At 72.2% G+C, this 23,136-nt stretch carries 20 protein-coding genes; 12 read left to right on the top strand and 8 right to left on the bottom strand.

Features of this window, described 5'->3' with window-relative positions:
- Window positions 1-265: 265 nt before the first annotated feature.
- The 3 genes from WMF45_RS28380 (at window position 266) to WMF45_RS28370 (ending at window position 3,597) form a co-directional block, all read left to right on the top strand.
- Window positions 266-1,669: an ABC transporter substrate-binding protein gene (locus WMF45_RS28380; protein WP_437541524.1), complete on the top strand. Its 1,404-nt coding sequence runs from the start codon at window positions 266-268 to the stop codon at window positions 1,667-1,669.
- 115 nt (window positions 1,670-1,784) lie between these two features.
- On the top strand, window positions 1,785-2,717 hold the full coding sequence (locus WMF45_RS28375; RefSeq protein WP_437707734.1) for a carbohydrate ABC transporter permease: 933 nt from the start codon (window positions 1,785-1,787) through the stop codon (window positions 2,715-2,717).
- Between the two features lies 1 nt (window position 2,718).
- Window positions 2,719-3,597, top strand: a complete 879-nt coding sequence (locus WMF45_RS28370) for a carbohydrate ABC transporter permease (protein WP_437707732.1) — start codon at window positions 2,719-2,721, stop codon at window positions 3,595-3,597.
- A gap of 37 nt (window positions 3,598-3,634) precedes the next feature.
- Here WMF45_RS28370 and WMF45_RS28365 read toward each other — a convergent pair whose 3' ends face one another.
- The 3 genes from WMF45_RS28365 to WMF45_RS28355 are packed head-to-tail and all read right to left on the bottom strand — an operon-like array spanning window position 3,635 to window position 5,237.
- Complete coding sequence (locus tag WMF45_RS28365) at window positions 3,635-4,171, bottom strand: hypothetical protein (protein WP_437292931.1); 537 nt, start codon at window positions 4,169-4,171, stop codon at window positions 3,635-3,637.
- The gene (locus WMF45_RS28360) at window positions 4,168-4,860 is read right to left on the bottom strand and encodes a DUF4166 domain-containing protein (protein WP_437707730.1); all 693 of its coding nucleotides are present in this window, start codon (window positions 4,858-4,860) and stop codon (window positions 4,168-4,170) included. The genes WMF45_RS28365 and WMF45_RS28360 overlap by 4 nt, the downstream gene beginning before the upstream one ends.
- Window positions 4,860-5,237 (bottom strand): hypothetical protein, encoded by a 378-nt coding sequence (locus WMF45_RS28355; RefSeq protein ID WP_157906907.1) that lies wholly within the window; start codon window positions 5,235-5,237, stop codon window positions 4,860-4,862. Before WMF45_RS28355 ends, WMF45_RS28360 begins: the two co-directional genes overlap by 1 nt.
- A 366-nt stretch (window positions 5,238-5,603) precedes the next feature.
- Here WMF45_RS28355 and WMF45_RS28350 point away from each other — a divergent pair, with 366 nt between their 5' ends.
- The 5 genes from WMF45_RS28350 (at window position 5,604) to WMF45_RS28330 (ending at window position 11,895) form a co-directional block, all read left to right on the top strand.
- Window positions 5,604-6,686: a hypothetical protein gene (locus WMF45_RS28350; RefSeq protein ID WP_437707728.1), complete on the top strand. Its 1,083-nt coding sequence runs from the start codon at window positions 5,604-5,606 to the stop codon at window positions 6,684-6,686.
- A gap of 59 nt (window positions 6,687-6,745) precedes the next feature.
- Entirely contained in the window at window positions 6,746-7,405 is a 660-nt protein-coding gene (locus WMF45_RS28345) for an RNA polymerase sigma factor (RefSeq protein ID WP_437707726.1), read from the top strand.
- Window positions 7,402-8,553, top strand: a complete 1,152-nt coding sequence (locus tag WMF45_RS28340; RefSeq protein ID WP_437707724.1) for a hypothetical protein — start codon at window positions 7,402-7,404, stop codon at window positions 8,551-8,553. Before WMF45_RS28345 ends, WMF45_RS28340 begins: the two co-directional genes overlap by 4 nt.
- A 525-nt stretch (window positions 8,554-9,078) precedes the next feature.
- The gene (locus WMF45_RS28335; protein WP_437707722.1) at window positions 9,079-11,001 is read left to right on the top strand and encodes a hypothetical protein; all 1,923 of its coding nucleotides are present in this window, start codon (window positions 9,079-9,081) and stop codon (window positions 10,999-11,001) included.
- A 264-nt stretch (window positions 11,002-11,265) separates the two neighbouring features.
- The gene (locus tag WMF45_RS28330) at window positions 11,266-11,895 is read left to right on the top strand and encodes a hypothetical protein (RefSeq protein WP_437707721.1); all 630 of its coding nucleotides are present in this window, start codon (window positions 11,266-11,268) and stop codon (window positions 11,893-11,895) included.
- Window positions 11,896-11,977: 82 nt separating this feature from the next.
- Here WMF45_RS28330 and WMF45_RS28325 read toward each other — a convergent pair whose 3' ends face one another.
- The 3 genes from WMF45_RS28325 to WMF45_RS28315 form a co-directional block, all read right to left on the bottom strand.
- Window positions 11,978-16,903, bottom strand: coding sequence for a translocation/assembly module TamB domain-containing protein (locus WMF45_RS28325; RefSeq protein WP_437707719.1), 4,926 nt, complete (start codon window positions 16,901-16,903; stop codon window positions 11,978-11,980).
- Between the two features lie 5 nt (window positions 16,904-16,908).
- Window positions 16,909-17,205 carry a hypothetical protein gene (locus WMF45_RS28320; RefSeq protein WP_437707718.1) on the bottom strand — a complete coding sequence of 99 codons (297 nt, stop codon included), beginning with the start codon at window positions 17,203-17,205 and terminating at the stop codon, window positions 16,909-16,911.
- 66 nt (window positions 17,206-17,271) lie between these two features.
- Window positions 17,272-17,436, bottom strand: a complete 165-nt coding sequence (locus WMF45_RS28315; protein ID WP_012237660.1) for a DUF1328 family protein — start codon at window positions 17,434-17,436, stop codon at window positions 17,272-17,274.
- A gap of 420 nt (window positions 17,437-17,856) precedes the next feature.
- Between WMF45_RS28315 and WMF45_RS28310 the strand changes: the two genes are divergently transcribed.
- The 3 genes from WMF45_RS28310 to WMF45_RS28300 all read left to right on the top strand — a co-directional run bounded on the left by WMF45_RS28310 (window position 17,857) and on the right by WMF45_RS28300 (window position 20,006).
- Window positions 17,857-19,164: a DUF362 domain-containing protein gene (locus WMF45_RS28310; protein ID WP_437520870.1), complete on the top strand. Its 1,308-nt coding sequence runs from the start codon at window positions 17,857-17,859 to the stop codon at window positions 19,162-19,164.
- A gap of 169 nt (window positions 19,165-19,333) precedes the next feature.
- A complete protein-coding gene (locus tag WMF45_RS28305) occupies window positions 19,334-19,600 on the top strand; it encodes a hypothetical protein (protein ID WP_437707716.1) in 267 nt (88 codons plus the stop codon).
- Window positions 19,581-20,006: a type II toxin-antitoxin system VapC family toxin gene (locus WMF45_RS28300; protein ID WP_437707714.1), complete on the top strand. Its 426-nt coding sequence runs from the start codon at window positions 19,581-19,583 to the stop codon at window positions 20,004-20,006. The genes WMF45_RS28305 and WMF45_RS28300 overlap by 20 nt, the downstream gene beginning before the upstream one ends.
- Window positions 20,007-20,117: 111 nt before the next feature.
- Here WMF45_RS28300 and WMF45_RS28295 read toward each other — a convergent pair whose 3' ends face one another.
- Window positions 20,118-20,702, bottom strand: coding sequence for a Uma2 family endonuclease (locus WMF45_RS28295; protein WP_437707712.1), 585 nt, complete (start codon window positions 20,700-20,702; stop codon window positions 20,118-20,120).
- 106 nt (window positions 20,703-20,808) lie between these two features.
- Complete coding sequence (locus tag WMF45_RS28290; RefSeq protein ID WP_437707708.1) at window positions 20,809-22,860, bottom strand: B12-binding domain-containing radical SAM protein; 2,052 nt, start codon at window positions 22,858-22,860, stop codon at window positions 20,809-20,811.
- 112 nt (window positions 22,861-22,972) lie between these two features.
- Between WMF45_RS28290 and WMF45_RS28285 the strand changes: the two genes are divergently transcribed.
- On the top strand, window positions 22,973-23,092 hold the full coding sequence (locus WMF45_RS28285) for a thrombospondin type 3 repeat-containing protein (RefSeq protein WP_437707706.1): 120 nt from the start codon (window positions 22,973-22,975) through the stop codon (window positions 23,090-23,092).
- Window positions 23,093-23,136: the final 44 nt, after the last annotated feature.

Genomic DNA, 23,136 nt, shown 5'->3' with positions numbered 1-23,136 from the left:
CGCCGTCTGCTGCGCTGCCAGCGATCAGCGAGCAGAGCAGTGCCGATCAGCGCGCGCTCCGTCCCGTCTGTGATCGACGGCTCTTTCCTGGGCTTTTTACCCCTGGAGAGGCGGCGCGATCCCTTGCCCCCGAGCGCGCATCTGGTCGATGCTGCCGAGGGCACTCGCCCTTCGCGGCGCGGGCGTGAGCGGCGCGTCTCGATAGCTCTGCCGGCCACCGGGAATGCGAAAATTCTCCAGAACAGAGCTCAGAAAGGATCCTGCGATGGACCCCACTCGGCAGCATGATCTCCGCGCATGGCGAACCGCAGCGCTCATCTTCTTCGTCGTCGGGCTGTGCGCCTGCCGCGGAGACAAGAGCCCGCCTGCCCGCGAGAACCCCCCTGGCGCCGCCGCCACGACGGCGGCCGCGGTGTCGGAGGCGCCGGGCGAGAAGGCGATCAAGGCGCAGCCCCCCGCCGTGCCGAACGCCGCCGAGGCGAAGCGATACGCCGGCAGCAAGCTCAAGTATTACAGCGAGCCGGTGGGCGTGGGCGCCGAGCTCGACAGGGTGATGATCCAGCAGTTCCAGAAGGACACCGGCATCGAGGTGACCATCATCCCCCGTCCCAAGGACGCGACCGAGACCTACTCCGTCTACCAGCGCCTCTTCCAGGCGCAGTCCGGGGACGTCGACGTCATGATGCTGGACGTCATCTGGCCCGGCGCCTTCGCGCAGAACCTCGTCGATCTGAGCGAGAAGCTCGGCGAGGCGGCGAAGCAGCACATCGAGAGCATCGTCCAGAACAACACGGTCGACGGCAAGCTCGTGGCGATGCCGTGGTTCACCGACTTCGGGCTGCTCTACTACCGCACCGATCTTCTGGAGAAGTACGGGTATCAGAAGCCGCCGGAGACGTGGGACGAGCTGGAGCAGATGGCGAAGAAGATCCAGGACGGCGAGCGGGCGGCGAGCCCGAACTTCCTCGGCTTCGTCTGGCAGGGCAAGGCCTACGAGGGGCTGACCTGCAACGCGCTGGAGTGGATCGCCTCCCACGGCGGCGGCGCGATCATCGAGGAGGGCAAGATCACCGTGAACAACCCGGAAGCCCAGAAGGCGCTCGCGCGCGCCAGGGGCTGGGTGGGCTCGATCTCCTCCGCCGGCGTGACGAGCTACGAGGAAGAGGACGCGCGCAACGCGTTCCAGGGCGGCAACGCCGCCTTCATGCGCAACTGGCCTTATGCCTACGCGGCGGGCAACGCCGAGCGGTCGCCGATCAAGGGCAAGTTCGCGGCCGGCCCGCTGCCGCACGAGCCCGGACAGAAGAGCGCGGGCACCATCGGCGGATGGCAGCTCGCTGTGTCGAAGTTCTCACCGAACAAGGACGCGGCGATCGAGCTCGTCCGCTACATGACGAGCCCCGAGGCGCAGCGGTTCCGCGCGACCGCGGGCTCCTTCCTCCCGACGATCCGATCGGTGCAGCAGGACGCGGAGGTGGTGAAGTCGCTGCCCTTCCTGGCGAGCGCGAAGGACATCGCGCTCGTGCCGCGCCCGTCGAACAGCACCGGCGCCCGGTACAACGAGGCGTCGATCGCCTTCTTCCAGGGGGTGAGCCAGGTCCTGCAGGGCAAGGAGCCGAAGGCGGTGCTCGGGCAGGTGGAGCAGCGGCTCACGCGCGCGCTTCGCTGACACCGCGCGCCGCCCTCGCGCGCCTCGCCTGGCGGTTGCGTGGCGCGCGGCGCGCGGCGCGCGGCGCGGCCCACGAGATCTCCCGGCCACACCACCTCGCGAGAACGGATTTCCCATGAGCATGCCGGCGAACCCAGCGGCCACGAGCGCGGCGGCCCCTCCAGACCACCCGTCGCTCGACGCGAGGCGGCAGCGGCGCGCGTGGCTGTTCCTCCTGCCGACGCTCGCGGTCGTCGCGTTCATCGCCCTCTACCCCCTCGCCGAGACGTTCTACCTGAGCTTCACGAACGCGCGCCTCGGCACCGGGGAGCCGGCCAGGATCATCGGGGCGCAGAACTACGTCGATCTCGCGCAGGACAGCTACTTCCACGACGCGGTCCTGCTCACGGTGCTCTTCACGGTCGTCACCGTGCTCGGCGAGCTCGCCCTCGGGCTCGGCGTCGCGCTCGTCGTCAACTCCCGCTTCAAGGGGCGCTCGGCGGTGCGCGCGGCCATGCTCATCCCCTGGGCCATACCGACCGTCATCTCGGCCCAGATGTGGAAGTGGATGTACAACGACGTCTACGGCGTCTTCAACGACCTGCTCGTCAACCAGCTCGGCGTCCTGGACCGCAACATCGCCTTCGTCGCCGATCCTGCGGTGTCGTTCTGGGCCGTGGCGCTCATCGACGTCTGGAAGACGACGCCGTTCATGGCGCTCCTCCTCCTCGCCGGGCTGCAGCTCATCCCGCACGATCTCTACGAGGCCGCGCGGGTCGACGGCGCGACGGCGCTCCAGCAGTTCACCCGGATCACGCTGCCGCTCCTCAGGCCCGCGATGCTGGTCGCGCTCATCTTCCGCACGCTCGACGCGCTCCGGGTGTTCGACGTCTTCTTCGTCATGTTCGGCAACCGGCCGGACATGCAGACCATGGCGACCTACGCGCAGCAGACCCTCGTCAGCGTCTCGGACATCGGCTACGGCTCGGCGATCTCCGTCGCGCTCTTCCTCATCATCGCGGTGTTCATCATGATCTATCTCGCGGTGTTCCGCGCCGAGGAGGTGTGAGATGAGCGGCGCTCCGCGAGGCGCAGGGCGGCGCCGTTCGCCGGGACAGGGCGCCTTGCGGGCCCTGCTCTACCTGCTCGTCGCCGCGGTGCTCGTGTTCACCGTCTTCCCGTTCGTCTGGGCGTTCGTCTCCTCCATCAAGCCCGACGACGAGCTCTTCACGACCCCGGTCCGCTACTGGCCCGGCCGCGCGACGCTCGACAACTACCGCCTCGTGCTGGCGAACGGCGAGTTCCAGACGGCGCTCCTGAACAGCGTGATCGTCGCCGTCTCGGTCACGGCGGTCTCGCTCGCCGTGGGCTCGCTGGCCGCCTACGCGCTGGGGAGGTTCCGCTTCCGCGGGCGCAGCCTCGTGCTCTACGTGGTCCTGGGGATGACCATCTTTCCGCAGATCGCCGTCCTCGGCGCCCTGTTCCAGATGATCAACTTCTTCAAGCTGTACAACCAGCTCCCCGCGCTGATCCTGACATACCTCATCTTCACGCTTCCCTTCACGGTGTGGGTGCTGACGGGCTTCATGAAGGCGATCCCGCGCGAGATCGAGGAGGCGGCCTACGTCGACGGCGCGACGCACTGGCAGGTGTTCACCCGGGTCATGCTGCCGCTCTCGGTCCCCGGGATGGCGACGACGGGCATCCTCGCCTTCATCGCCGCCTGGAACGAGTTCCTGTTCGCGCTCTCCTTCACCCAGACGCCGGACAAGCGCACCGTGACCTACGCGATCCAGGCGTTCTCGACGACGAGCAGCGGGCTCTACGAGATCCCCTGGGGGCAGACCATGGCGGCCTCCATCGTCGTGACCGTGCCGCTCGTGGTGCTGACGCTGGTCTTCCAGCGGCGGATCCTCGCGGGGCTCACGGCGGGCGCGGTGAAGGGCTGACGGCGCGTCAGGCGGCGCGCGCGGCGCGGGCGGCGGCTCACGCGCGCCCCCACGGGAAGCGCAGCCAGCGAGGCCCGCAGGCGGCGCCGAGGTCGCGCAGCCCCGAGAGCAGCACGCCTGCGGCCATGAGCGGCAGGATCACGCGGAGCGAGAGCGGCGCATCCCAGCGGGAAAAGCCGGTGGGGCCGCGCGCCCAGCGCCAGATCTCGGGGACGAGGTGGGCGAGCGCTCCGCCGTAAATGATGCCCATCACGGCGTGCATCACCCGCTCTCCCGGGTAGACGCCGCCGAGCGGCCTCCGGACCGTGTCCTCGACGACGAAATCGCGGAGCGTGATCGCGATCTCCGCGAGGAGCAGCGCCGCGAGCGCCCACGCGGCCAGCCCCTCCCAGCGCACGAACGGCAAGGAGGCGAAGAGCACCGCGTACAGGAGATCGCGCGCGCCGTGGAGGACAAGCTCGGGCGCCGTGCCCGGCACGCCGCCGGGCAGGCGCGCCCGCCACTCGTGGTAATAGAGCGTGTCGAAGGCGCCGAGCGCGCCCTGCACGGCGAGGAGCACGAGCGCCGTGATCACGCGTGGGGCTCCGGCGCTGACAGCGCGGGCGATTCCGGCGTGGACTTGCCGGCGTGAGCCGGGGGCGCCTCGCCGCCCGCCTCGTTCGCCACGCGCCCCTCGTACGCCACGAGCAGCCCGGCGACCGGCGCGAAGATCCGCACGTCGACGTGGACCTCGTCCTGGAGCGGCCCGGCCCGCCCCTCGACCCGCGGGGCGAGCCACCGGGGCAGCGGCAGCCCGAGGCGGCGGAGCCCGAGCGTCGACCTCACCTGCTCGAACACGAGCGCTCCGCCCTCGGCGCGGAGCCGGAACCAGCACTGGATGAGGCCGAGCCCCTCCACCAGGAGATCACCCGCGCGCCACTGCGAGGAGAAGAGCGGGCGAACCCCGAAGGTGCGGAGCCACCGCTCCCCGTCGCCCGCCGGCTCGACGGCGAGCGTCACGGCCACGTCCTCGGCCGCCTCCGGCATGCGCAGCAGGCCGGCGACCAGGCGCGCCGCGAGCCCCCGGCCGCGCCGCACGCGGAAGCGGCCGCGAGCGCGCACGCCGCCCGCGTGGAGACGCTGCACCGGCGGCGCGAGCGCGGCCCACGCGGCGCCGAGGAGGGCAGGGTAGAGGGCAGGCGCTGGAATATCCCGCGTCGCGCTCGAGCGGGACGCGGGAACTCCCCTGGGTCGAGGGTCCGGCTCCTCGGCGGAGCCGGGCATCAGGCGTCCTCGGGGAGCATCTCCCGCGGCACCGCAGGGCTCCTCGGGGCGACGGCCGCGTCGGCGAGATCGCGGATCTTGACGATGATCGCGTCGTCCGCGTCGCTCCGCGCCTCCTCGCAGTACGACCGGATCTGCCAGAGCAGCTTGCGGGTGCGCCGCAGCTCGAAGACGAGCCAGCGGGTCTCCGGCTTCGCCTCCTGGGGGTGGCGCTCCAGCTCGACCTCGATCTCGCGGATGCGCTCCTCGATCTGCTCTCCGGTCGGGAGGATGCGGCCGTTTCCGTGACAGTCCTTGCACAGATAGGGGCCGGAGTCCGTGTTGATCTCGCCTTCGCCATAACAGCTCGCGCACGTCACCAGCTCGTAGGAGTTCATGCGGCGCACTCTATCCGATCCTGTGCCGCGCTCGCGACCGGCGTCGCCGTCGTTCGATCGGTCGCTGGGCCGCGCCACGGGCGGCGGCGTCGTGCGCTCCGGCGTGGCAGGCGGTGACGCCTCCGCCATGAGACGCGCGCCGTCGCGACCGGCGTCTCCCGCAGGCGCCGGGGGCCCGGCCGTCTGGCGGTCTCGCCCTCGCAGCGATTTCGCCCAAGGCCACAGCGCTCTGCGCGTCCTAATTCCGCTTGCGCCGTTCCTTGCAGTAATGGGAGGCATCCTGTGACCTGCCCTCATCCCTCGCGCAGGGGCGCGCCGTGCGTCCTGGCCGTGTGCGCCTTGTCCCTCGGTTGGCCGAGCGTCGTCGTGGCTGCCCCGCTCCCGCGGCTCGCGGTCCAGCGGGCGCCCGCTGCGGCCGACTGCCCGGACGCGCCGTCGCTCGTAGTCGCGGTCGAACGCGTGATGGAGAGGCGGGCTCTCGACCCCGTGAGCACCGCCGGCCCTCCCACAGGCGACGGCGCCCCTGCCGGCGACACGCCGGCGAACGCGGGCGGCGCCCCTCCTGGCGACACGTCAGCGAACGCGGGCGGCGCCCTGGCGAGCGCGGACGGGGCGGCTGAGCTCGAGGTCCACTTTCTCCGCGACGGCGCCGCCTACACAGCCGTTCTTCAGGCAGGTGGTCGCACCCGGCAGCTCTCGTCCGAGGTGGGGGCCTCGTGCGGCGAGCTCGTCGAGGCGGTGGCGCTGACCCTCGCCATCCTGCTCGACAGCGATCCGCCTGCGCCGGCCCCTGTCGCGCCTGCGCCCGCGCCGGCAGGGCCCGCGCCTGCGCCCGCCGCTGTCGCGCCCGCGCCGGCTCCTGCGGCGCCCGCGCCGCCGCGTCCTCCGCCTCGGGCGGCGCGCGGGGACGTCTCGATGGAGCTCGGCGCCGCGCAGACCGTGGGCATGCTCGATCCCTTCCGGGCGGCCGCGATCGCCGAGGTCTCCCTGCGGCGCCGCGCATGGTCCGCAGGCGTCGGTGGGGTATGGCTGCCTCCCCAGGACACCGAGCTCGCGCCGGGCGTCGTCTCCCTCGGGCTCGGCGCCGCCACGGCGCGCGGCTGCGCGACGATCGCCGGCGATCTCGACGGCCTCCGGCTCTCGGCCTGCGCGGCGGCGGTGCTGGGCGCCGTGTACGGCGCCGGCAAGGGGTTCGCCCCGGACCGCGAGGCCTCCGCGCCCTGGTTCGCCCTCGGCGGCTCGGCCGTCGCGGAAGGGACCCTCCTCGGCTCCAGCGCGCTGGGCTGGTCCGCGCGCGCGACGCTCCTCGCGCCGGTCGCGCGGGCGCGCTTCACGGTCGAGCGCCGCGCGGGCGGCGAGGCCGGCGCGCCCATGACGCAGGACGTGGCGCTCGACCCCTCCCCGGTGGGGCTGCTCGTCGGCCTGAGCGCCCGCGTGTCGATTTTTTGATGGCGAGCCACGGGACCCGCCACGGAGGCGATGGGCATGGCGAGAAGCGGCAGGACAGGATGACCTTCGGAGAGGTCTATGCGCAGCACTTCCGGTTCGTGTGGCGGTCGCTGCGACGCCTCGGCGTGCCCGAGAGCGACGTCGCGGACGCGGTCCAGGACGTGTTCCTGGTCGTCCATCGGCGGTTGTCCGAGTTCGAGGGAAGGTCGAAAATTACGACCTGGCTCTACAGCATCTGCTTTCACGCCGCCCGTGACCGGCGCAAGCTCGCGCATATGAGGCGGCGCGCTCATGACGACGAGCCGCTGCTCGACTGCGCCGATGACCGGGCCGACGTCGGCGCGGAGGCGGAGCGGCGGCAGGCGATCACGCTGCTCGAGGCGATCCTCGACGAGCTGCCCCTCGATCAGCGCGCCGTGTTCACGCTCTTCGAGCTCGACGGCATGGGCGGCGAGGAGGTCGCCGAGCTGCTCGACGTCCCGCTGGGGACCGTCTACTCGCGCCTCCGCCTCGCCCGCGATGCGTTTCGCCGCGCCGTCGCGCGCCTGAAGGCGCGCGACGAGTTCCACGTGGGCGGGCCCCGGGTCATGCGGTCGCAGCCCGTGTTGAAGGCGGCCATCGAGGCCGCGCCGGTGCCCGAGGGGCATCCCTCGGTCGTCCTTCCGCTGCCGGAGGTGGAGCGGCAACCCGTCTGGAAGCGCGCAGGAGGGGAGCGATGAGCGATCCGGTGCGCTGGCTCGACGCCGAGGCGAACGCGCTCGAGACGGAGCGGGAGCTCCTGCGGGCAGCGCCGTCGGCGGACCCGCCCGACGGGGCGCAGGAGCGGGTGTGGGCCGCGATGGCCGCGCAGATCGGCCTCGCCGGAGCCGCCGCGCTCGGAGGGGCGCAAGGCGCCGCGGGAGGGGCGCTCCCGGTGAACGGGGGCGGTACGGCGAGCGCGGGCGGCGCGGCGAGCGCGGGCGCTGGCGAGATCGCCGCGGCCGTGTCCGCGGGCAAGGTGGTATCCGCAGCGGCGGGCGCCGGCGCTGCCGGCGCGGCGGTCACCGGCGGCGCGGCCGCGGCGGCGGGCGCGGCGGCGGGCGCGGCGGGTATCCTGAAGGCGATGCTGTTCGGCGCCGCCTGCGGGGGCCTGATCGTCGCCGGCTATGTCGTCGTGGCTCCGTCGAGCGAGGCGCCGCCGGCTCGGATCGTCGAGGCCGCGGAGGCCGTCGCGGCGCCGGTATCCGCGCCGGTTTCGCCGCAGGAGGGCCGCGGGCCTGCCGCGCAGGCCGAGCCGGCACCTGCCGCGCCGCCGCCTGTCGAGCCGGCGCCCGCCGCGCTGCCGTCTGTCGAGCCGGCACCCGCCGAGCCGCCGCCGGTCGAGGCGCCGCTGCGATCCAGGCCGCTTCCGCCGGCCAATGCGCCGCTGCCGGACAGGTCACCCGCGCGGACCGGCCCCCGCGCGGCCGCGACGCCCGCGAGCCCGGGCGCGCCGCTACCGGAGCGCGCCGCGAGCGCGCGGCCCGCGACCGGGGCGGACGTCCTCGAAGCGGCGCCCGCGCCCGAGGCCACAGGCGCGGAGCTCGGCGCGGAGGGCGCGTCCAGCCCGGGGTTGCGGGAGAGCCGGCTGCGTGAGGAGCTGACGCTCCTCGGCGACGCGCGCGCGGCGCTCCGGCGCGGCGACGCCTCCGGCGCGCTGAGGATCGCCGAGCAGGCGCGGCTCCGCTTCCCCGGCGGCGCGCTGGCGCAGGAGCGCGAGGCGCTCACCATCGAGGCGCTCTGGCAGAGCGGCGATCGCGCGGCGGCAGCGCAGCGCGCGTCGGCGTTCCTCCTCGCCTATCCGTCGAGCCCGCACGTACCCCGACTCCGCTCCTTCACCACTCACTAGACCGCGGGGCAGAAGTCCTGCCAGGGATCTGCCTCGCGAGCCGAGGGAGAGTTCAACGCAAAGGCGCAAAGGCGCAAAGACGCAAAAAGACACGAGGATTTGTTCTTCTTGCGCCTTTGCGTCTTGGCGCCTTTGCGTTGAATTCTCTCTCTCCGGACCTCTGGTGGACGGCATTTGAGCGGAGCGCTCCCGCTTCGGAGTCGGACCCAGCTCTACGCTGTCGGTGCTCAGCGCACTTGAGCGCGTTTCCGTACCGAAAACGCCGATCTGGGCCCGTGTCCTGTGCGGGAGAGCGCCGCTCTGCGATCTGCGGGGGCGATCTGGGGAGGGGCGGGCAAGGAGGGCTGTCCGCATCGTTTTGAGGTCAGGTGGCTTTTTTGAAATGGGAAACGGGGCGGGCGTCCCTTCACGTTCGGTCACTGCCGGTGTTGGACGGCGCGTCACGGCACCGCGCAAGGAGGAATTATGTCTTCGAGGCTATCAAGAGCACTATCGCCCTTTCTCGTCCTGAGCGCCGTCTCGCTCGTGGCATGTCAAGTCGACGTCTCCCTCGGCGGGCCCGGGGGGAGCTCCAGCTCGGGAGTCGGCGGCAGCGATGGTACCGGGGTTGGCGGCGGCGGCGATGGTACCGGGGTTGGCGGCGGCGACTCCAGCACGGGCGCGGGCGGCTGGATCCCGCCGCAGTTCACGCCGGACAAGGTCGATCTCCTCTTCGTTGTCGACAACTCCGGCTCGATGGCGGACAAGCAGGAGCTGATGCGCCTGGTGCTCGCCGATTTCGTCGACGGCATGACCAACCCGTTCTGCGTGGATCCGACCGGTGCTGCTCCCCCCGTCCAGCCCCCGAGCGGGTTGAGCGCATGCCCCGCTGGCACATTGCGCGTGCGCACTCCGGTGCAGGACATGCACATCGGCGTCATCAGCAGCAGCCTCGGCGGCCACGGGTCGGGCGCCTGCCAGGGGGCCACGTCCGCTTCGAACGTCGACATGGCCCACCTCCTCGCGCGCTCCAATGAGTCGTCGAACGAGAACGACCTGCCGACGTACCAGGACAAGGGCTTCCTCGTGTGGGACCCGACCGGAAGCCACGTCCCCGCGGGAGACTCCGATCCGGTGGCGCTCGCCGAGAAGCTCAGCGACATCGTGCAAGGGGTCGGGCAAGCCGGGTGCGGCTTCGAGGCGCCGCTGGAGAGCTTCTATCGCTTCCTCGTCGATCCCGAACCGTATGACACGATCGGCGTGTCGTCGAGCGAGGACATTGCAGTGACCGGGCTCGACACGACGCTCCTGGCGCAGCGAAAGGCCTTCCTCCGGCCGGACTCGCTCCTGCTCATCGTGATGCTCTCCGACGAGAACGATTGCTCGATCAGGGAGGAAGGCAAGAACTACCTCGTCGCCGAGACGGGACCGGGCTTCAGGGTGTGGCGGCCGCGGAGCGAGTGCGCCACCGACCCGAACAGTCCGTGCTGCACGTCCTGCGCACAGCAGCAGGACGGTTGCCCCGTCGATCCGGCCTGCACCGCCCCCGATGGCACCGTCGCCAGGCTCTCCGCGGCGGAAGACCCGGTGAACAGCCGGTGCTGGGACCAGAAGCGCCGCTTCGGGATCGACTTCCTCTACCCGATCGAGCGGTACACCCGGGCGCTCACGGAACGCACCGTGGTGTCGCGCAGCGGAGACATCGTGCCGAACCCGATCTTCTCGGATCTGGACCCGAGCGACGACAACACCCGGACGCGAGGGCCGCAGCACATCGTGTTCACCGGCATCGTCGGCGTGCCGTGGCAGGACCTCGCGCGCCAGAACGCGCTCGGCCAGCCCGATCTCCTGCACGGCCTGAACCAGTTCGGCCAGCCGGTCGGCGGGCTCAAGAACGCCGCCGAGCTCGCCGATCCGCCGTCCGGCACGACCCTCAGCAGCACCTGGGAAGCTATCCTCGGCGATCCGGCGAACTACATCCCGTCCGCGGATCCGCTCATGATCGAGTCGATGGCGCCCCGCTCGGGCGTGAACCCGATCACCGGCGGCGCGATCATCCACCCGAGCAGCGCGGGCTGGAACGCGATCAACGGCCGCGAGTACACGATCCCGCAAGGGAGCACTGGAGATCTCCAGTACGCCTGCATCTTCCCCCTCGTCGAGGAGCGCATTTGCGACGGTGCGGCCCAGTCGTGCGATTGCAGGCCGATCGCCGGCGTGCCCAGCGACAACCCGCTGTGCAGGCCCGAAGGCGCGAACGACCCGGCGGACCCCGGGGCGCGGTCCAACGTGCAGGATCACGCCAAGGCCTATCCGGGCCTCCGCGAGCTGCAGCTGATCCGGAGCCTCGGGGAGCGCGGGATCGCCGGCTCGATCTGCCCGACGCAGCTGGACGACACCTCGTCGCCTGACTACGGCTATCGGCCGATCATGAACGCCGTGCTCGACCGGCTCTCCACCGCGCTCTGACGCGCCGGCGCCCCCATCGACGCGGCCCCACCCAGGGACGGCGCACGGAATGCATGTGCCGCCCCTGGGCTCGCGGAGGAGACGACTTCCGCACGCTCCCGCGGATCCTCCCGTCAAGCCATTGGCACAACTGCGACACAGCAAGACACCGCGATCGCGGTGCCCGCGCCGAGGACCGCCCGCTCCGCCCGAATTGCGTCCGCTTCCCGTGGCACCGAAGCTGCTTCATGGTGGGGTTCGGACAAACACAACGCGGAGGTTCTGATGCGCCACACAGGGATGGCTCTCTTGCTGATCGTGATCGGGCTCGTGGGCTGCCACAGAGACGGCGGCGGCGACACCGGTGAGCCGCCGGATCCACCCGGATCAGAGACGTGCGGCGGGTTCCTCGGGACCCCTTGTCCCGACGGGCTCGCCTGCGTCGACGATCCGAGCGACGACTGCGACCCCGAGCACGGCGGCGCGGACTGTCCCGGCGTGTGCGTCGAGGACCCGCCGACGACGATGTGCGGGGGATTCGCGGGTTTCCCGTGTCCCGACGGGCTCGAGTGCGTGGACGATCCGAGCGACGACTGCGACCCGGAGCGCGGCGGGGCGGACTGCGGCGGCATCTGCGTGGAACCGACGCCCAGGCCGCCGTTTTGCGGGGGGTTCGCGGGGTTCGAGTGCCCCGAGGGGCTCGAGTGCATCGACGATCCGAGCGACGACTGCGACCCGAAGCACGGCGGGGCGGACTGCGGCGGCATCTGCGTGGTGCCCGAGCCGCGGCCGCAGGCGTGCGGCGGCATCACGGCGCGCCCGTGCCCCGAGGGGCTCACCTGCATCGACGATCCCGGCGACGACTGCAGCCCGCCGATCGGCGCGGACTGCGGCGGCATCTGCGTCGCGCGCTGAGCCGGCGCGCAGCCGGCGCGCAGCCGGCGCCGAAGCGGATGCGCCGCCCTGACGAACGGGCGCGCCCGCAGCGCGACGGCGCTCAGTAGCGGTGCTTCCAGAGCAGGTCGAGGCTCGTGGCCGGGTTCGCGCCGGTGGCCATCGCCGCCCGCACGGACCAGTCCCGGCGGAAGCGCCACTCGAGGCTCACCTCGGTGCGCGCCTGCGCGCCGGTGTTGCCGCCCTCGGACCCTGGCCCCTGTCCTTGCCCTGTCGGCCCCGCCTCGTAGCTCGCGCTCGCGGTCACCTGCTGCCCGAGCTGGTAGCCCACGGTCGTCTTCAGCGCGCCTTCTTCGGTCGTGCCCAGCTTCGTCTCGAAGTTCCGGAGCGGACCGATGCTCTGGAGGATCATGTTGAGCTGCGCGGACGCGAGCCCCGTCCCCACGCTGGCCGCGACCCCGCCGGCGGCGCTGCCGCCGCCCGACGCGGGCTGCTCGGACGTGCCGCCCGCCAGCGTCCCTTCCGCGAACTCCCTGCCGAGCAGGAGCTCGGCGATCACCTCGTTCTCCGGGCGCGGCGGCTCCGAACGGAAGGTGATCTTGTCCTCGGTGATCGGGTTGAGCTGCCCCACATAGTCGATGAAGATGCGCGTCCCCTCCGGCGTGTCGTGGAACGCCCTCACGTTCAGGAACGGATTCGACGGATCCCCCTGCAGGGCGACCACGCCAGGCTCGATCTCGAACTCCTTGCCGAGCACCTCGAGCCTGCCCGACACGATGTTCACGTTGCCCCGGATCTCGGTCTCTCCCGCGACCTTGATGCGGAGGGGGTGCGCCCGATCCCCGGACAGCGAGGCCCGCACCATGTCGCCCTCGACGCCGATCCTGCCCAGGTGGACCTCCATGGCGATCGGCGTGCCGCCCGCGCTCTCCTTCGCCTGCTCCGGCGGCTCGGCCGGCGCTCGCCGCGCCTCGTACTCCTCCTGGCTGAGCGGCGCCGACGTCGTGATGTCCGCGTTCTCGCCGAGCGGCTGTACGCTCCGCCCGATCGTGGGCGGCAGCTTCAGATCGAGCGAGGGCACGTCGACACGGACGGCGATCTCCTCGGCCCGCTTCTCCGCCGCGAGCGTCACCCGGCCGCGCACCTCGCCCATCGGGACGCCCTCCAGCGCGATCGGGAGGGCACGGCCGCTGGGGATCGAGAGCTCGGCGCGGGCGTTCCGGAACGCGAACCCTTCCATCTGGAGGGTCGCGTTCCCGCGGAGCTGGCCGTTGCCTGCGTCGGCGCGGAGGTCGTCGACGCGGAGCTCGCCGGAGGGGCTCGCGGCGACGCGGAACGAGGCGTTCTCGAACGGCTGGCCGATCGTGGCCACCTGGACGACGCCGCCCTCGAGGCGCATCTCGCCGGAGAAGCCCGCCTGCGCGCCGAGCCCGAGACGCACCTCGCCGTCGAGCGTGCCGTCGAGCCGGTTCACCGAGCCCTGCACGAACGGCTCCAGCGCCCTCAGGCGGAAGCGATCGACAGCGAGCGACACGGAGGCGTTCCGATCGTCGGTGAGCGTCGGGATCGCGTTCGCGTCCCACACCATGGGCGCCTGGGCCTTGGCCTCGAGCCGGCCGCCGTCCTGCCCCTCGAGCCGCACGCTGGCCACGGCCGCGGTGCGCCCCGCGCCGCCCGGCGGCGCGATGTCGAGCGACGCCTCGGCGGTCTCGTACCGCGCGTCGGGGCCGAGCGTGAGGCCCGGGAACTGAAGGTGCGCCCTGACCTCGGGCGCGGCCTCGAACAGCCCGCGCACGGAGATCTCGCCGCGCGCCTCGCCGCCGATCTGCATGTCGGCGAGGACGGGGACCTCCGCGAGCGGCAGATCCGCGATCTTCGCCTCGAGGCTGCCGTTGCTGAAGCGCCGAGCAGAAGGGGCCCCGCCGAGGAGGGCGGCGGCGTCCGCGCCCAGCTTCGCCTTCGCCGTCATGTACGTGAGCGGGCCGCGGAACGCGTACGCGTCGAGCGCGGCGTCGCGCCCGTCATAGACGAGCAGCGTGTCGACCCGGAGCTTGCCGAAGAGCGAGGGGCCGGCCGTGCCGCCCACGTTCGCCGCCGTCGCGCGGGCCACGAGCCGGGGCTCGGCGAGCTTCCCCGCGAAGTACACGTCGAGCCCCGCGGAGCCGGAGAGCACCGGCGTCCGCTTCCCGAAGGCGGCCAGCTCCGTGAGATCGTTGAGCCGGCGGCGCGGCACGCGGAGGTGCGCGGCGATCGGCGTCCGCGGGAGCGCCGCGGCCGGATCGGCGAGGAGCGCCGGCAGATCGGCGTCGAGCGCGGCCGAGAGCTCCGCCACGAGCTGGCGATCGAACACCGACAGCGTGACGTGGGCGTCGCCGGTCTCCGCGTCGAGATCCCCCGCGATCCGCGCGTCGAGCTTCCTCGACACCCACGCCGGCGCGCCTGTCTGCGCGTCGAGCGGCCCGGCCGCGCGCAGGCCCTCCGTGCGGACAAGGAGGCTCCGCACCGACGGGAGCCGCTCTCCCGCCTCGCGCGCCACCGCGAGGCGCGCGGTGAGCCGGCCCGAGAGCTCGCTCAGGGCGAGCTGGACCGGCGACGCCTGCGCCAGGCACCCGAGCTGCCACGCGTCGGCGTCCATGCGGGCCGAGCCGGTGACGGTCTGCCAGGTGCGCGCCGAGAGGAGCGGCCCGCGCAGCCTCGCCGCGCTCCCGTCGACCAGCACGCGCGCGATGGCGCCGTGGCACACCGGCGGGGGTGGCGCCTTCTGCTGCGGCGCGGTGTCGAAGGCCGTGGTCAACGTCTGCTCGGGCGTCGCGCCCCGGCGCTGGGCCTCCTGCGCCTGCGCGGGCGGCGGCTCGGGCGGCGCGAGCAGCCGGACCAGGCCGTCCGCCTTCAGCGCCTCCCCGTCGAGGCGCGCCGTCACGTTCATCGAGAGCCGCGGCGCCACGCCCGGGACCGAGCCGTCCTCGAGCTCGATCTGGACGCGCCCCGCGCGGCGCGCCCCCCGGCCGTGCACCGACACGTCGAGGTTGGCGAGGCCTCCTATCCCGAGCGGCGCACCCGTGATGTCGGCGATGCGCGCGAGGTCGATCGCGGTGCCGCGGAGGTCTCCTTCGATCTCGTCCCCGGCGAGCGAGAGGCTCCCCTCGATCTCCCCCACGCCGTCGCCGCGCAGCGCGAGCCCGCGGAGGGCAATCCCGCGGTCCCACGCGACGCGGGCGGCCTGCGCGGTCACCTCGTCCTCCCCGCGCGCCACCTCGACGCGGAGCTGCCGCGCCTCGCTCCGCGGCAGATCGAGGTGGGCGGAGGCCGTGATCCGGCGCTCCGCGCTGGCCAGCGACACGCGGACACGCGGCGCGGTGACGGGCCCCGCGGCGCTCGCCGCCACGCTGCGGAACGCGTACTGCTGCGCGCGGAGGTCGGCTCCGCGGAACACGCCGTCGATCGTGAGCTTGTCGAGCGGCCCCCTGGCCTTGGCCCGGACCTCGCCGCGCCCGAGCTGCAGATCCGACCCGACGCGGAGCCCGGCGACGCGCACGGTCGCCTTGGCGTCGAGCGCCTCGTCCCTGAGCGCTCCCTCGACGTGGAGCGCGGCGCTGCCGTGGATGCCGCGCGGGACGCGCTGCACCGCGCCGAGCGACGGGATCTCGCTCTGCGCCTCGAACTCGAGCACCCCGTCCTTCGAGCGGGCGACGCTGGCCTCGATGGGCGCTCCGGGCTCGTGGATCGTCGCCGCGGCCCGCAGCGCGCCGCGCTCGAGCGTCGCGCGCGCCTCCGTCGCCGGCACGCGCTGCCCCGCGACGACGAACGGCTCCGTCCTGGCCTCGGCGACGATGCGCGGCCCGCCCTCCTCGTCGAGGTGGATCTCCCCTCGGGCCTCCGCGCTCACCCGCGCGGCGGGCGCCGCCCCGACGAAGGCGCGCGGGTCGAGCTCCGAGATCCGCACCTCGGCGGTGATGCGCTTCGGATCGAGCGCGTCGAGCCGGGCGCTGGCGGTGACCTCGCCGGTCACGGCGTCGCCCGCGACGAGCGGATCGAGGACCGCGACGCGCGCCGTGACGGCCAGGTCCGAGAGCGCTCCGTCGGCCGTAACGAGCACCGAGAGCGGCCGGGCGAGCGGCGCGCTCGGATCGATCGCGAGGGCCGCCTCGGGCGTCACGCGCGCGGACGAGACCCGCGCCGTGAGGCGCTCGTCCTTCAGGGTCCCCTCGGCCGTGAGCGGGATCGCGCCGACGCTCCCTTCGAGCTTCGCGGTGAGCTCCATCGGCGCGTCCGTCGGCACGCTGACGCTCCCGGAGATGCTGGTCGCCTCGACCGGGACCGGCAGCAGGCGCCGCTCCGTGATGCGCACGCGCTCGAGCGCGTACCGGCTCCGGTCCGCGACGACGATGCCGCCGGCGAGGTCCTCGATCGTGGCGTCGATGGGGCTCCCTGGCGCGACGGTGCCGTGGACCGCCGCGCGATCGAGCACGACGCGCGACAGCTCGAGGCGGAGCGGCCGCGCAGGCTCGGCGTTCGGCTCCGAAGGCGGCTTCGGCGTGAAATCCTCGGCCAGGGTGAGCGCGCCCTGCTCGTCCTGCTCGAGCAAGATGTCCGCGTCCGCGACCCGGACGAGCGGGATCGTGACGGCGAGGTCCCCGTCACCGAGGAGCAGCTCCGCCGCGATCGAGAGCGCGTTGAACTCGGCGTGGACGCCGCTGACGCGCAGGTGCTCGGTTCCGTTCGGGTGGCTCACCGTCACCTTGGAGACGTCTGCGGTGAAGAGGCCGAGGCGGTCGATGTGCTCGATCTCGATCCGTCCCTCGAGGCTGGACCTCAGGGTGTCATTGACGAGCTGCCTTGTCAGGTTGCGGGTCGACGGGGAGTTCAGGTGAACGACCGCGCCGACCGCAGTCGCAGCGACGAAGACGCCGCCCAGGCCGATCACGCTGGCCGACACGGCGGCCGCGCGGGCCAGCGCCCGGCGAAAGCGGCCTTGCCGGCGCGGGACGCCGGTGCCGGGCGCGGGAGGGACGGCGGGAGTCTCTGGCATATCGCCTAGGGACCGCTCCGGGCGCGCGGAAAATCGTGGCCGGGGACCTCGTGAGGCGGCGGCGCCGGGATCTCCTGCGTGTGCGCGGGCGCAGGCACCTCGGGCTGGTGCCTCGTCCCCGGATCTCCTCCGGGCTGCGCCGTCCCCGGGAGCTGGATCTCACGGTCCGGAGACGTGCGGCCGGGCGAGTCAGGGTTGGCCGGCGGTTCGCCGGGGGGGCTCGCCGCAGGCTGTGGCGCGCCGGGCTTCCAGGGATCACCGTTCGGCGCGCTGTTCAACGTGCTGTTCAACGTGCTGTTCAACGTACCGTTCCTCTCACCGTTCCGCGATTGCGACGCGTTCTTCATGGCCTCCACCCTGTCTCCGGTTCATGCCGGCATGCGGCGCCCGAGCGCGAGCGAGATCACGGCGAGCACCAGGAACGCGACGAACAGGATCTTCGCGATCGACGCGGCGCTGGCGGCGATCCCGCCGAAGCCGAAGATTGCGGCGATGATCGCGATGATGAAGAAGGTGACAGTCCAGCCGAGCATGATGTCCTCCAAGGGGGGTCAGGGGTCGATCCGTTGTTTTGTGGAGACGACCTCAACGTGGTTCCTGATGGCGGCTGTTCGCCGCTGTTCCTTGCTGTTCCTTGGCTGTTGCAGTCCCCGTGCCGGCCGGCGGCAGAGGCTGCCGGCCGGCGCGTTCTCGGCGGCGCGAGGCGGCTAGCGCCGAGATCGGCCCAGCCGCTTCCGTCCGGGCACGCGTGCTGCGCTTCACGTCTGGGGCAAGATGCCTCGATCGTGACAGGGTGACCTGCGCGTGGGCGGAGCGCGCAACAGGGGCGTCGGGCGAGCGCGCGCCCCTGCGCCGCGCTGCTCCGTGTCGACGGCGCCTGCACGGAGGCTCCACGCGGACGCCCTGCAACTTCCCGGAACGGGCGACTCTGGACGGGCTATAAGGACCCGGCCATGCCGAAATCGAAGGTCGCTGTGATCCGCACGTCGCCTGCGACGGTGCTCTCGGACTACCACCGGCTGATGAACCTGGCCGGTTACCAGGATGTGGTCGCCAAGGACGCCGACACGGCGCTCAAGGTGAACATCTCCTGGCACTTCTTCTACCCGAGCTCATCCACGACGCCCTGGCAGCTCGAGGGGGTCATCCGGGCGATGACGCAGGACGGGTACTCGAAGGACCTGATCCACGCCTGCCACAACCGCACGGTCGTCATCGACGCCCACCTCGGAGAGCGCGAGAACAAGCAGATCGACGTCGTGCAGGCGCACGGCCTGCGCAACGTCCACCTCTACGAAGGGGAGGAGTGGATCCCGATCGGGGACGCGGTCGGCGATCTGCGGAAGAAGTTCCTCTGTCTGAACGAGGTGTACCCGAAGGGGTTCTCGATCCCGAAGCGCTTCATCGGGGAGAACATCATCCACCTGCCGACGGTGAAGACCCACATCTTCACGACGACGACGGGCGCGATGAAGAACGCGTTCGGCGGCCTCCTGAACGAGCACCGGCACTGGACGCACCCGGTGATCCACGAGACGCTCGTGGATCTCCTGATGATCCAGAAGAAGATCCACCGCGGGGTCTTCGCCGTGATGGACGGGACGTTCGCGGGCGACGGCCCGGGGCCGCGCTGCATGGTGCCGCACGTGAAGAACGTGCTGCTCGCGTCCTCGGACCAGGTGGCGATCGACGCCGTGGCGGCGAAGCTGATGGGGTTCGACCCGCTGCGCGATCTCAAGTTCGTGCGGCTGGCGCACGACCTCGGCCTAGGGACGGGCGACGTGCGCGACATCGAGCTCGTGGGCGACGTGGACGCGGCGAACGAGCAGTGGAACTTCGATGGACCGTTCAAGGAGATGACGTTCGCCTCGCGCAACCAGCACCGCATCTACTGGGGTCCCCTGAAGAAGCCGATCGAGTGGTCGCTCAAGACGTGGCTCGCTCCCTGGGCCTACGTGGCGTCGGTCACGTATCACGACATGTTCTGGTACCCGCGCTACGCGAAGGAGAAGATGGCCCCCGTGCTGGAGAGCCCCTGGGGTCGCCTCTTCGCGAACTGGGGCAAGGTGCAGCCCGACGCGGCGGGGCAGGGTTACCCGGAGGTCGGCGAGGCGAGCCACGAGCTCGTCCGGAGCGGGGTAAAGCACTTCCTGGAGGGCATGCGCCTCGTGGGGATGGCGGTCGCGGAGTCGCCGGAGATCATGGTCCGCAAGCGGGCGCGCGCGCAGGCGGCCGGCGGGGGCGGGGCGGCGGCGGTGTAGGAGGCCCGGGGGGAGGGGCCCTTCGCCGGGGAACGGTCGCGCGGGCGCGCTGATGGGCGTCTGCGAGCCGGCCCAGGCGGGGGCCCGCCTGCGCACGGAGAGGGGAACCCCGTGCGCCCTCGGACGGGGTACGCTTGGCTATGGTTCGCGCGAACAGGAGGTCCGCCGGGTGACCAGCGTCGAGCAAATTTTCCAGGCCATCCAGGGCCTGCCGGTCCAGGAGCGGCTCCGGCTCATCGAGCGTGTGGTCCATGAGCTCGCGGATGGATCCGCGAGCGAGGGCTTGCCGCGTGAAGCCGAGGCAGCACCCTCCCTGATCGGGCTCTTCGCCGATGACCCCGAGGCCGTCGATGCCATGATGGAGGTCGTCCAGGAGAATCGTCGCTCTTCCAGGCTGCGTGATGTGGAGGGAGAGGATGAGCAGGGCCCTCCTTGACACGGACATTCTGTCCGAGATCACCAAGGCCAGGAGCCCGGCTGTCGTGGAGCGCGCGCGCTCGTACATCGCCGCCTACGGCCGCTTCACGTTCTCCGTCGTCTCGGTCATGGAGGTCGTCGCTGGCTACTCGCAGCAGCGGGCCGACCAGAAGACGCGGCGGTTCCTGGAAATGGCACACCGGAGCGAGGTCTTGCTCTTCGATGCGACCGCGGCCGAGCTCGCTGGTCGCATCCTGGCCGATCTACGGATGGCCGGCACGCCGATCGGTGTACCGGATACGATGATCGCCGCGACGGCGATTCATCATGGGTTGCCCCTCGTGACAGGCAACACGTCCGATTACAGCCGTGTTCAATCAGCCGGCTACCCGCTGGTTCTGGAGAACTGGAGAGAGCCGGTATGACTTTATCGTCGGGGATCATGGGGACGGCCGTTCTGGCACCCCAGCAGCGCCCGGACGTACCCGCGCATACGATGGCCCGCACCCGTCGGGCTGAGCATCGAGCGGAGCCGCTCAATCGCCCGTGGGTCGAGCGAAGACCTTGAGGTAGAGCTCGTCCACTGCCAGGTCGCAGCCGATCGACGCTATCTGGAGTCGCTCGCCCGGGCCGAGCACACGGAGCAGCCAGGTTCCATCCGGCTGGCGGCGGAAGTGCTCGACCTCCACCTGCTTCTGGGACAGCAGGACGTAATCGGCGATCGATGGAATCCCCCGATACAGGGCGAATTTGCCGCCGCGGTCGTAGCTCTCCGAGGAGTCGGAGAGCACCTCGAAGACGGCTGTGGGGTTGAGCAGGGTGTCGCGGTGTTCGTCCTCGAACAGCGGCTGGCCGCAGACGACCGAGGCGTCCGGGTAGACGTAGCGGCCGATCTTTACGTTCTTGATCCGCAGGTCGGACGCGTGCGCCTCGCAGGGACGCGCTCTCAGCGAACTGCGGAGCTCACCCACCACGTTGGAGGCGATGAGGCTGTGCTCGCGCGTGCCGCCCGACATCGCGAACACCTCGCCGTCAGCGTACTCGTGCTTCACCTCGGAGGAGCGCTCGAGCGCGAGGTACTCCTCCGGCGACAGCTTCGCCTGGGGCGCCTTCTGGGCCATGCCGGATTCTACCATGCTCGCCCGAGCGCACGCGGCCGGCGGGGAGACGGGGCGGCGGCGGGACAGCGCGGGGTGGGTGGTCCCGGGAGCGCCCCCTGGCCGAGGCTCAGCGTGCCGCGCTGGTCGCGTGCGACGGCCGTCGCCCCGACGTCACGGCCGGCGCGGCGCCCGCGACGAACCTGACGCGCACCGGCCTCGGCCGGAGCGGCGGCAGCGACCGGGCGAGCCGCTCGTAAGCGTCGCGCCCCACGCGCCGCTCCTCGTGGACGAGCGTCGCCCAGATCTCCGCCTCGCGCGCCTCCGCGTGCTCGGCGGCGCGCGGATCGAAGCGCAGCCCGCGCTCGATGGTGCTGGCCCCGGGGATGCTGTCGTCGGGGCGGCGCGCCGCGCGATCGCGGAAGACGCCGGGGCCGAAGCGGTCGTACTGGAGGATCGTGTGCGCGGTCGACACGGCGCCGGCCCACGGATAGCTGCGCAAGGTCCAGCCGCGCGACAGGTCGGAGAGCCGCGCGTCGACGTCGGCGCGCTCGGCGTCGGTCTTCCACGGCTCCCGCGGGACGAAGAACAGGCCGAGCCCGAGCTCGTCGCCCTCGAGCGCGAACACCTCGTCGATCCCGAAGCGCTCCGGGGTCTGCGCGACGAGCGAGCCGTGCGTCAGCCCGAACTCGCCGACGATGTAGACAGCGAGCGCCTCCCGCCGCGCGCGCAGGAAGTCGAGCGTCTCGACGGCCTCGGCGTGCGTCTCGGTGGGGAAGTCCGTGAAGCACATCGCCTCGGCGGCCACGCCCGCGGACGCGAGGTGGTCGATGACGTCGGAGACGACCTCGACGGGCGCGCCCTTGTCGATGAGGCCGAGGACGCGCGGCGACCCGGACTCGACGCCGAGCGCGCACGCGACGGCGCCCGCGCGGCGCAGCACGTCCGCGCGCTCCCTGGTCAGGTACTTCTCCGGCTTGAGATCGGTGGCCCATCGCACGTCGAGGCCGGCGTCGAGGATCGCCTGCGCCATCTTCACGAGCGTCTTCGGCGCGACCGAGTCCTGCGACAGGTAGAAGTGGCGTGTGCCGTGCCGCGCGCCGAGGGCCGCGAGGTGCGCCACGATGCTCTCGACGGCGCGCTCGCGGTACGCCGCCGTGCCGACCTCCGCGAGCCCGTAATGGCAGAAGGTGCATTTGCCCCAGTAGCAGCCCCGCGTCGGGTCGTACGGGAGCACGAGCGCCGGCGCGAGGTACGCCTCGAGGGGGAGCCCATCGAAGTCGGGCGCGGGGAGCGCCTTCAGGTCCTCCATGCCGTGACCGGGCGTCCAGCGCGCGCCCATCAGGCGATCGCGCGCGACGACGTTCGGCACGTCCCGGAGCGGCCGGCCCTCGTCGAGCGCGCGCGCGAGCCCGAGGAGGGTGTGCTCGCCCTCGAACAGGCACGCCGAGTCGAACGGGCCGAGCGCGCGCGCCAGCCGCTCGCCCGACAGCCGGAGCAGCAGCTGCGTGACGCCGGGACCGCCGCACGTGACGTGCGCGCCGGGCAGCGCCTGCTTGATCTTGTGCGCGAACGCGTAGGCCGGCTGGAGCTGGCCCGGGAAGCACACGGAGAGGCCCACGATGTCGGCGCGCGCGTCGCGGAGCCGGGGCACGAGCGTCTGCTGCACCCAGGCGTCGAAGGGGTCGTGCTCCGGCCGGCTCGACCGGGCGATCTCGTCCATCGACGTGAGGCCGAACGGCGTGCGGTACGCCGTGAAGTCGAGCTTGAGCGGGTGGTGCGTGGCGGACACGACGCCGAGCGCCGCGTCGAGCGTCGCGACCGCGCGGGCGTAGGCGTCCGGATCGTAGAAGGCGTCAGGGGAGCGGAGCGTGGCCTTGGCGAGGTCCACCGCCTCCGGGACGGCGTGCGCGTCGCCGCGCGCGCGGGCGAGGGCGAGGTACTCGAGCTGGTCTGTGTGCGGGAGCGCGGGGCGGCGGTCGAGCTCCCCGAGGCGCGCCTCGAGGCGGTCGCGGAGGCCGGCCATGCGCTCGGGCGTGAGGAGCGCGTCGAAGGCCTCGACGTTCGCGTCGACGGGCAGGACCTCCACGCCGTTCGCGCGGAGGAAGCCGGTCAGCATCGGCACCGCGAGGTACGGGGCCGTGGGATCGCAGGTCGGCGGGTAAACGAGCGCGATGCGCATCGGGGCGGCGGTCTAGCACACCCGGGGGCGGAGCGTGGGGTCGCCTGGCCGCGATCCCCACGAAGGCGGAGGGCGCCTGCTGCGACGCGCCGCTCGAGTGCCTGAGCGACAGATGCATCGCGGGGGGGCGTGCCGACTCGACGCCGACGAGGACGGCATTCCCGACGGGGACGACGGCTGCCCCCTCGTTGCCAATCCCGATCAAGCCGACGCCGACGCCGATGGCTGCTGACGTATCTCGACCCGAGGAACATCGAGCCCGTGTGTCGCGCTGGG

Origin of the sequence: Sorangium sp. So ce448 (assembly GCF_051520915.1) — a bacterium.
Classification (GTDB): domain Bacteria; phylum Myxococcota_A; class Polyangia; order Polyangiales; family Polyangiaceae; genus Sorangium; species Sorangium cellulosum_B.
Note: the sequence above shows the minus strand (reverse complement) of the source record. Positions and strands in the feature narration are given on the sequence as shown.

Coding starts and splice junctions, on each gene's coding strand:
- WMF45_RS28370 (WP_437707732.1), top strand. CDS start 2,719: ATGAGCGGCGCTCCGCGAGGCGCAGGGCGGCGCCGTTCGCCGGGACAG.
- WMF45_RS28355 (WP_157906907.1), bottom strand. CDS start 5,237: ATGAACTCCTACGAGCTGGTGACGTGCGCGAGCTGTTATGGCGAAGGC.
- WMF45_RS28295 (WP_437707712.1), bottom strand. CDS start 20,702: ATGGCCCAGAAGGCGCCCCAGGCGAAGCTGTCGCCGGAGGAGTACCTC.
- WMF45_RS28285 (WP_437707706.1), top strand. CDS start 22,973: ATGCATCGCGGGGGGGCGTGCCGACTCGACGCCGACGAGGACGGCATT.
- WMF45_RS28325 (WP_437707719.1), bottom strand. CDS start 16,903: ATGCCAGAGACTCCCGCCGTCCCTCCCGCGCCCGGCACCGGCGTCCCG.
- WMF45_RS28310 (WP_437520870.1), top strand. CDS start 17,857: ATGCCGAAATCGAAGGTCGCTGTGATCCGCACGTCGCCTGCGACGGTG.
- WMF45_RS28315 (WP_012237660.1), bottom strand. CDS start 17,436: ATGCTCGGCTGGACTGTCACCTTCTTCATCATCGCGATCATCGCCGCA.
- WMF45_RS28360 (WP_437707730.1), bottom strand. CDS start 4,860: ATGCCCGGCTCCGCCGAGGAGCCGGACCCTCGACCCAGGGGAGTTCCC.
- WMF45_RS28345 (WP_437707726.1), top strand. CDS start 6,746: ATGACCTTCGGAGAGGTCTATGCGCAGCACTTCCGGTTCGTGTGGCGG.
- WMF45_RS28380 (WP_437541524.1), top strand. CDS start 266: ATGGACCCCACTCGGCAGCATGATCTCCGCGCATGGCGAACCGCAGCG.
- WMF45_RS28340 (WP_437707724.1), top strand. CDS start 7,402: ATGAGCGATCCGGTGCGCTGGCTCGACGCCGAGGCGAACGCGCTCGAG.
- WMF45_RS28300 (WP_437707714.1), top strand. CDS start 19,581: ATGAGCAGGGCCCTCCTTGACACGGACATTCTGTCCGAGATCACCAAG.
- WMF45_RS28330 (WP_437707721.1), top strand. CDS start 11,266: ATGCGCCACACAGGGATGGCTCTCTTGCTGATCGTGATCGGGCTCGTG.
- WMF45_RS28375 (WP_437707734.1), top strand. CDS start 1,785: ATGAGCATGCCGGCGAACCCAGCGGCCACGAGCGCGGCGGCCCCTCCA.
- WMF45_RS28290 (WP_437707708.1), bottom strand. CDS start 22,860: ATGCGCATCGCGCTCGTTTACCCGCCGACCTGCGATCCCACGGCCCCG.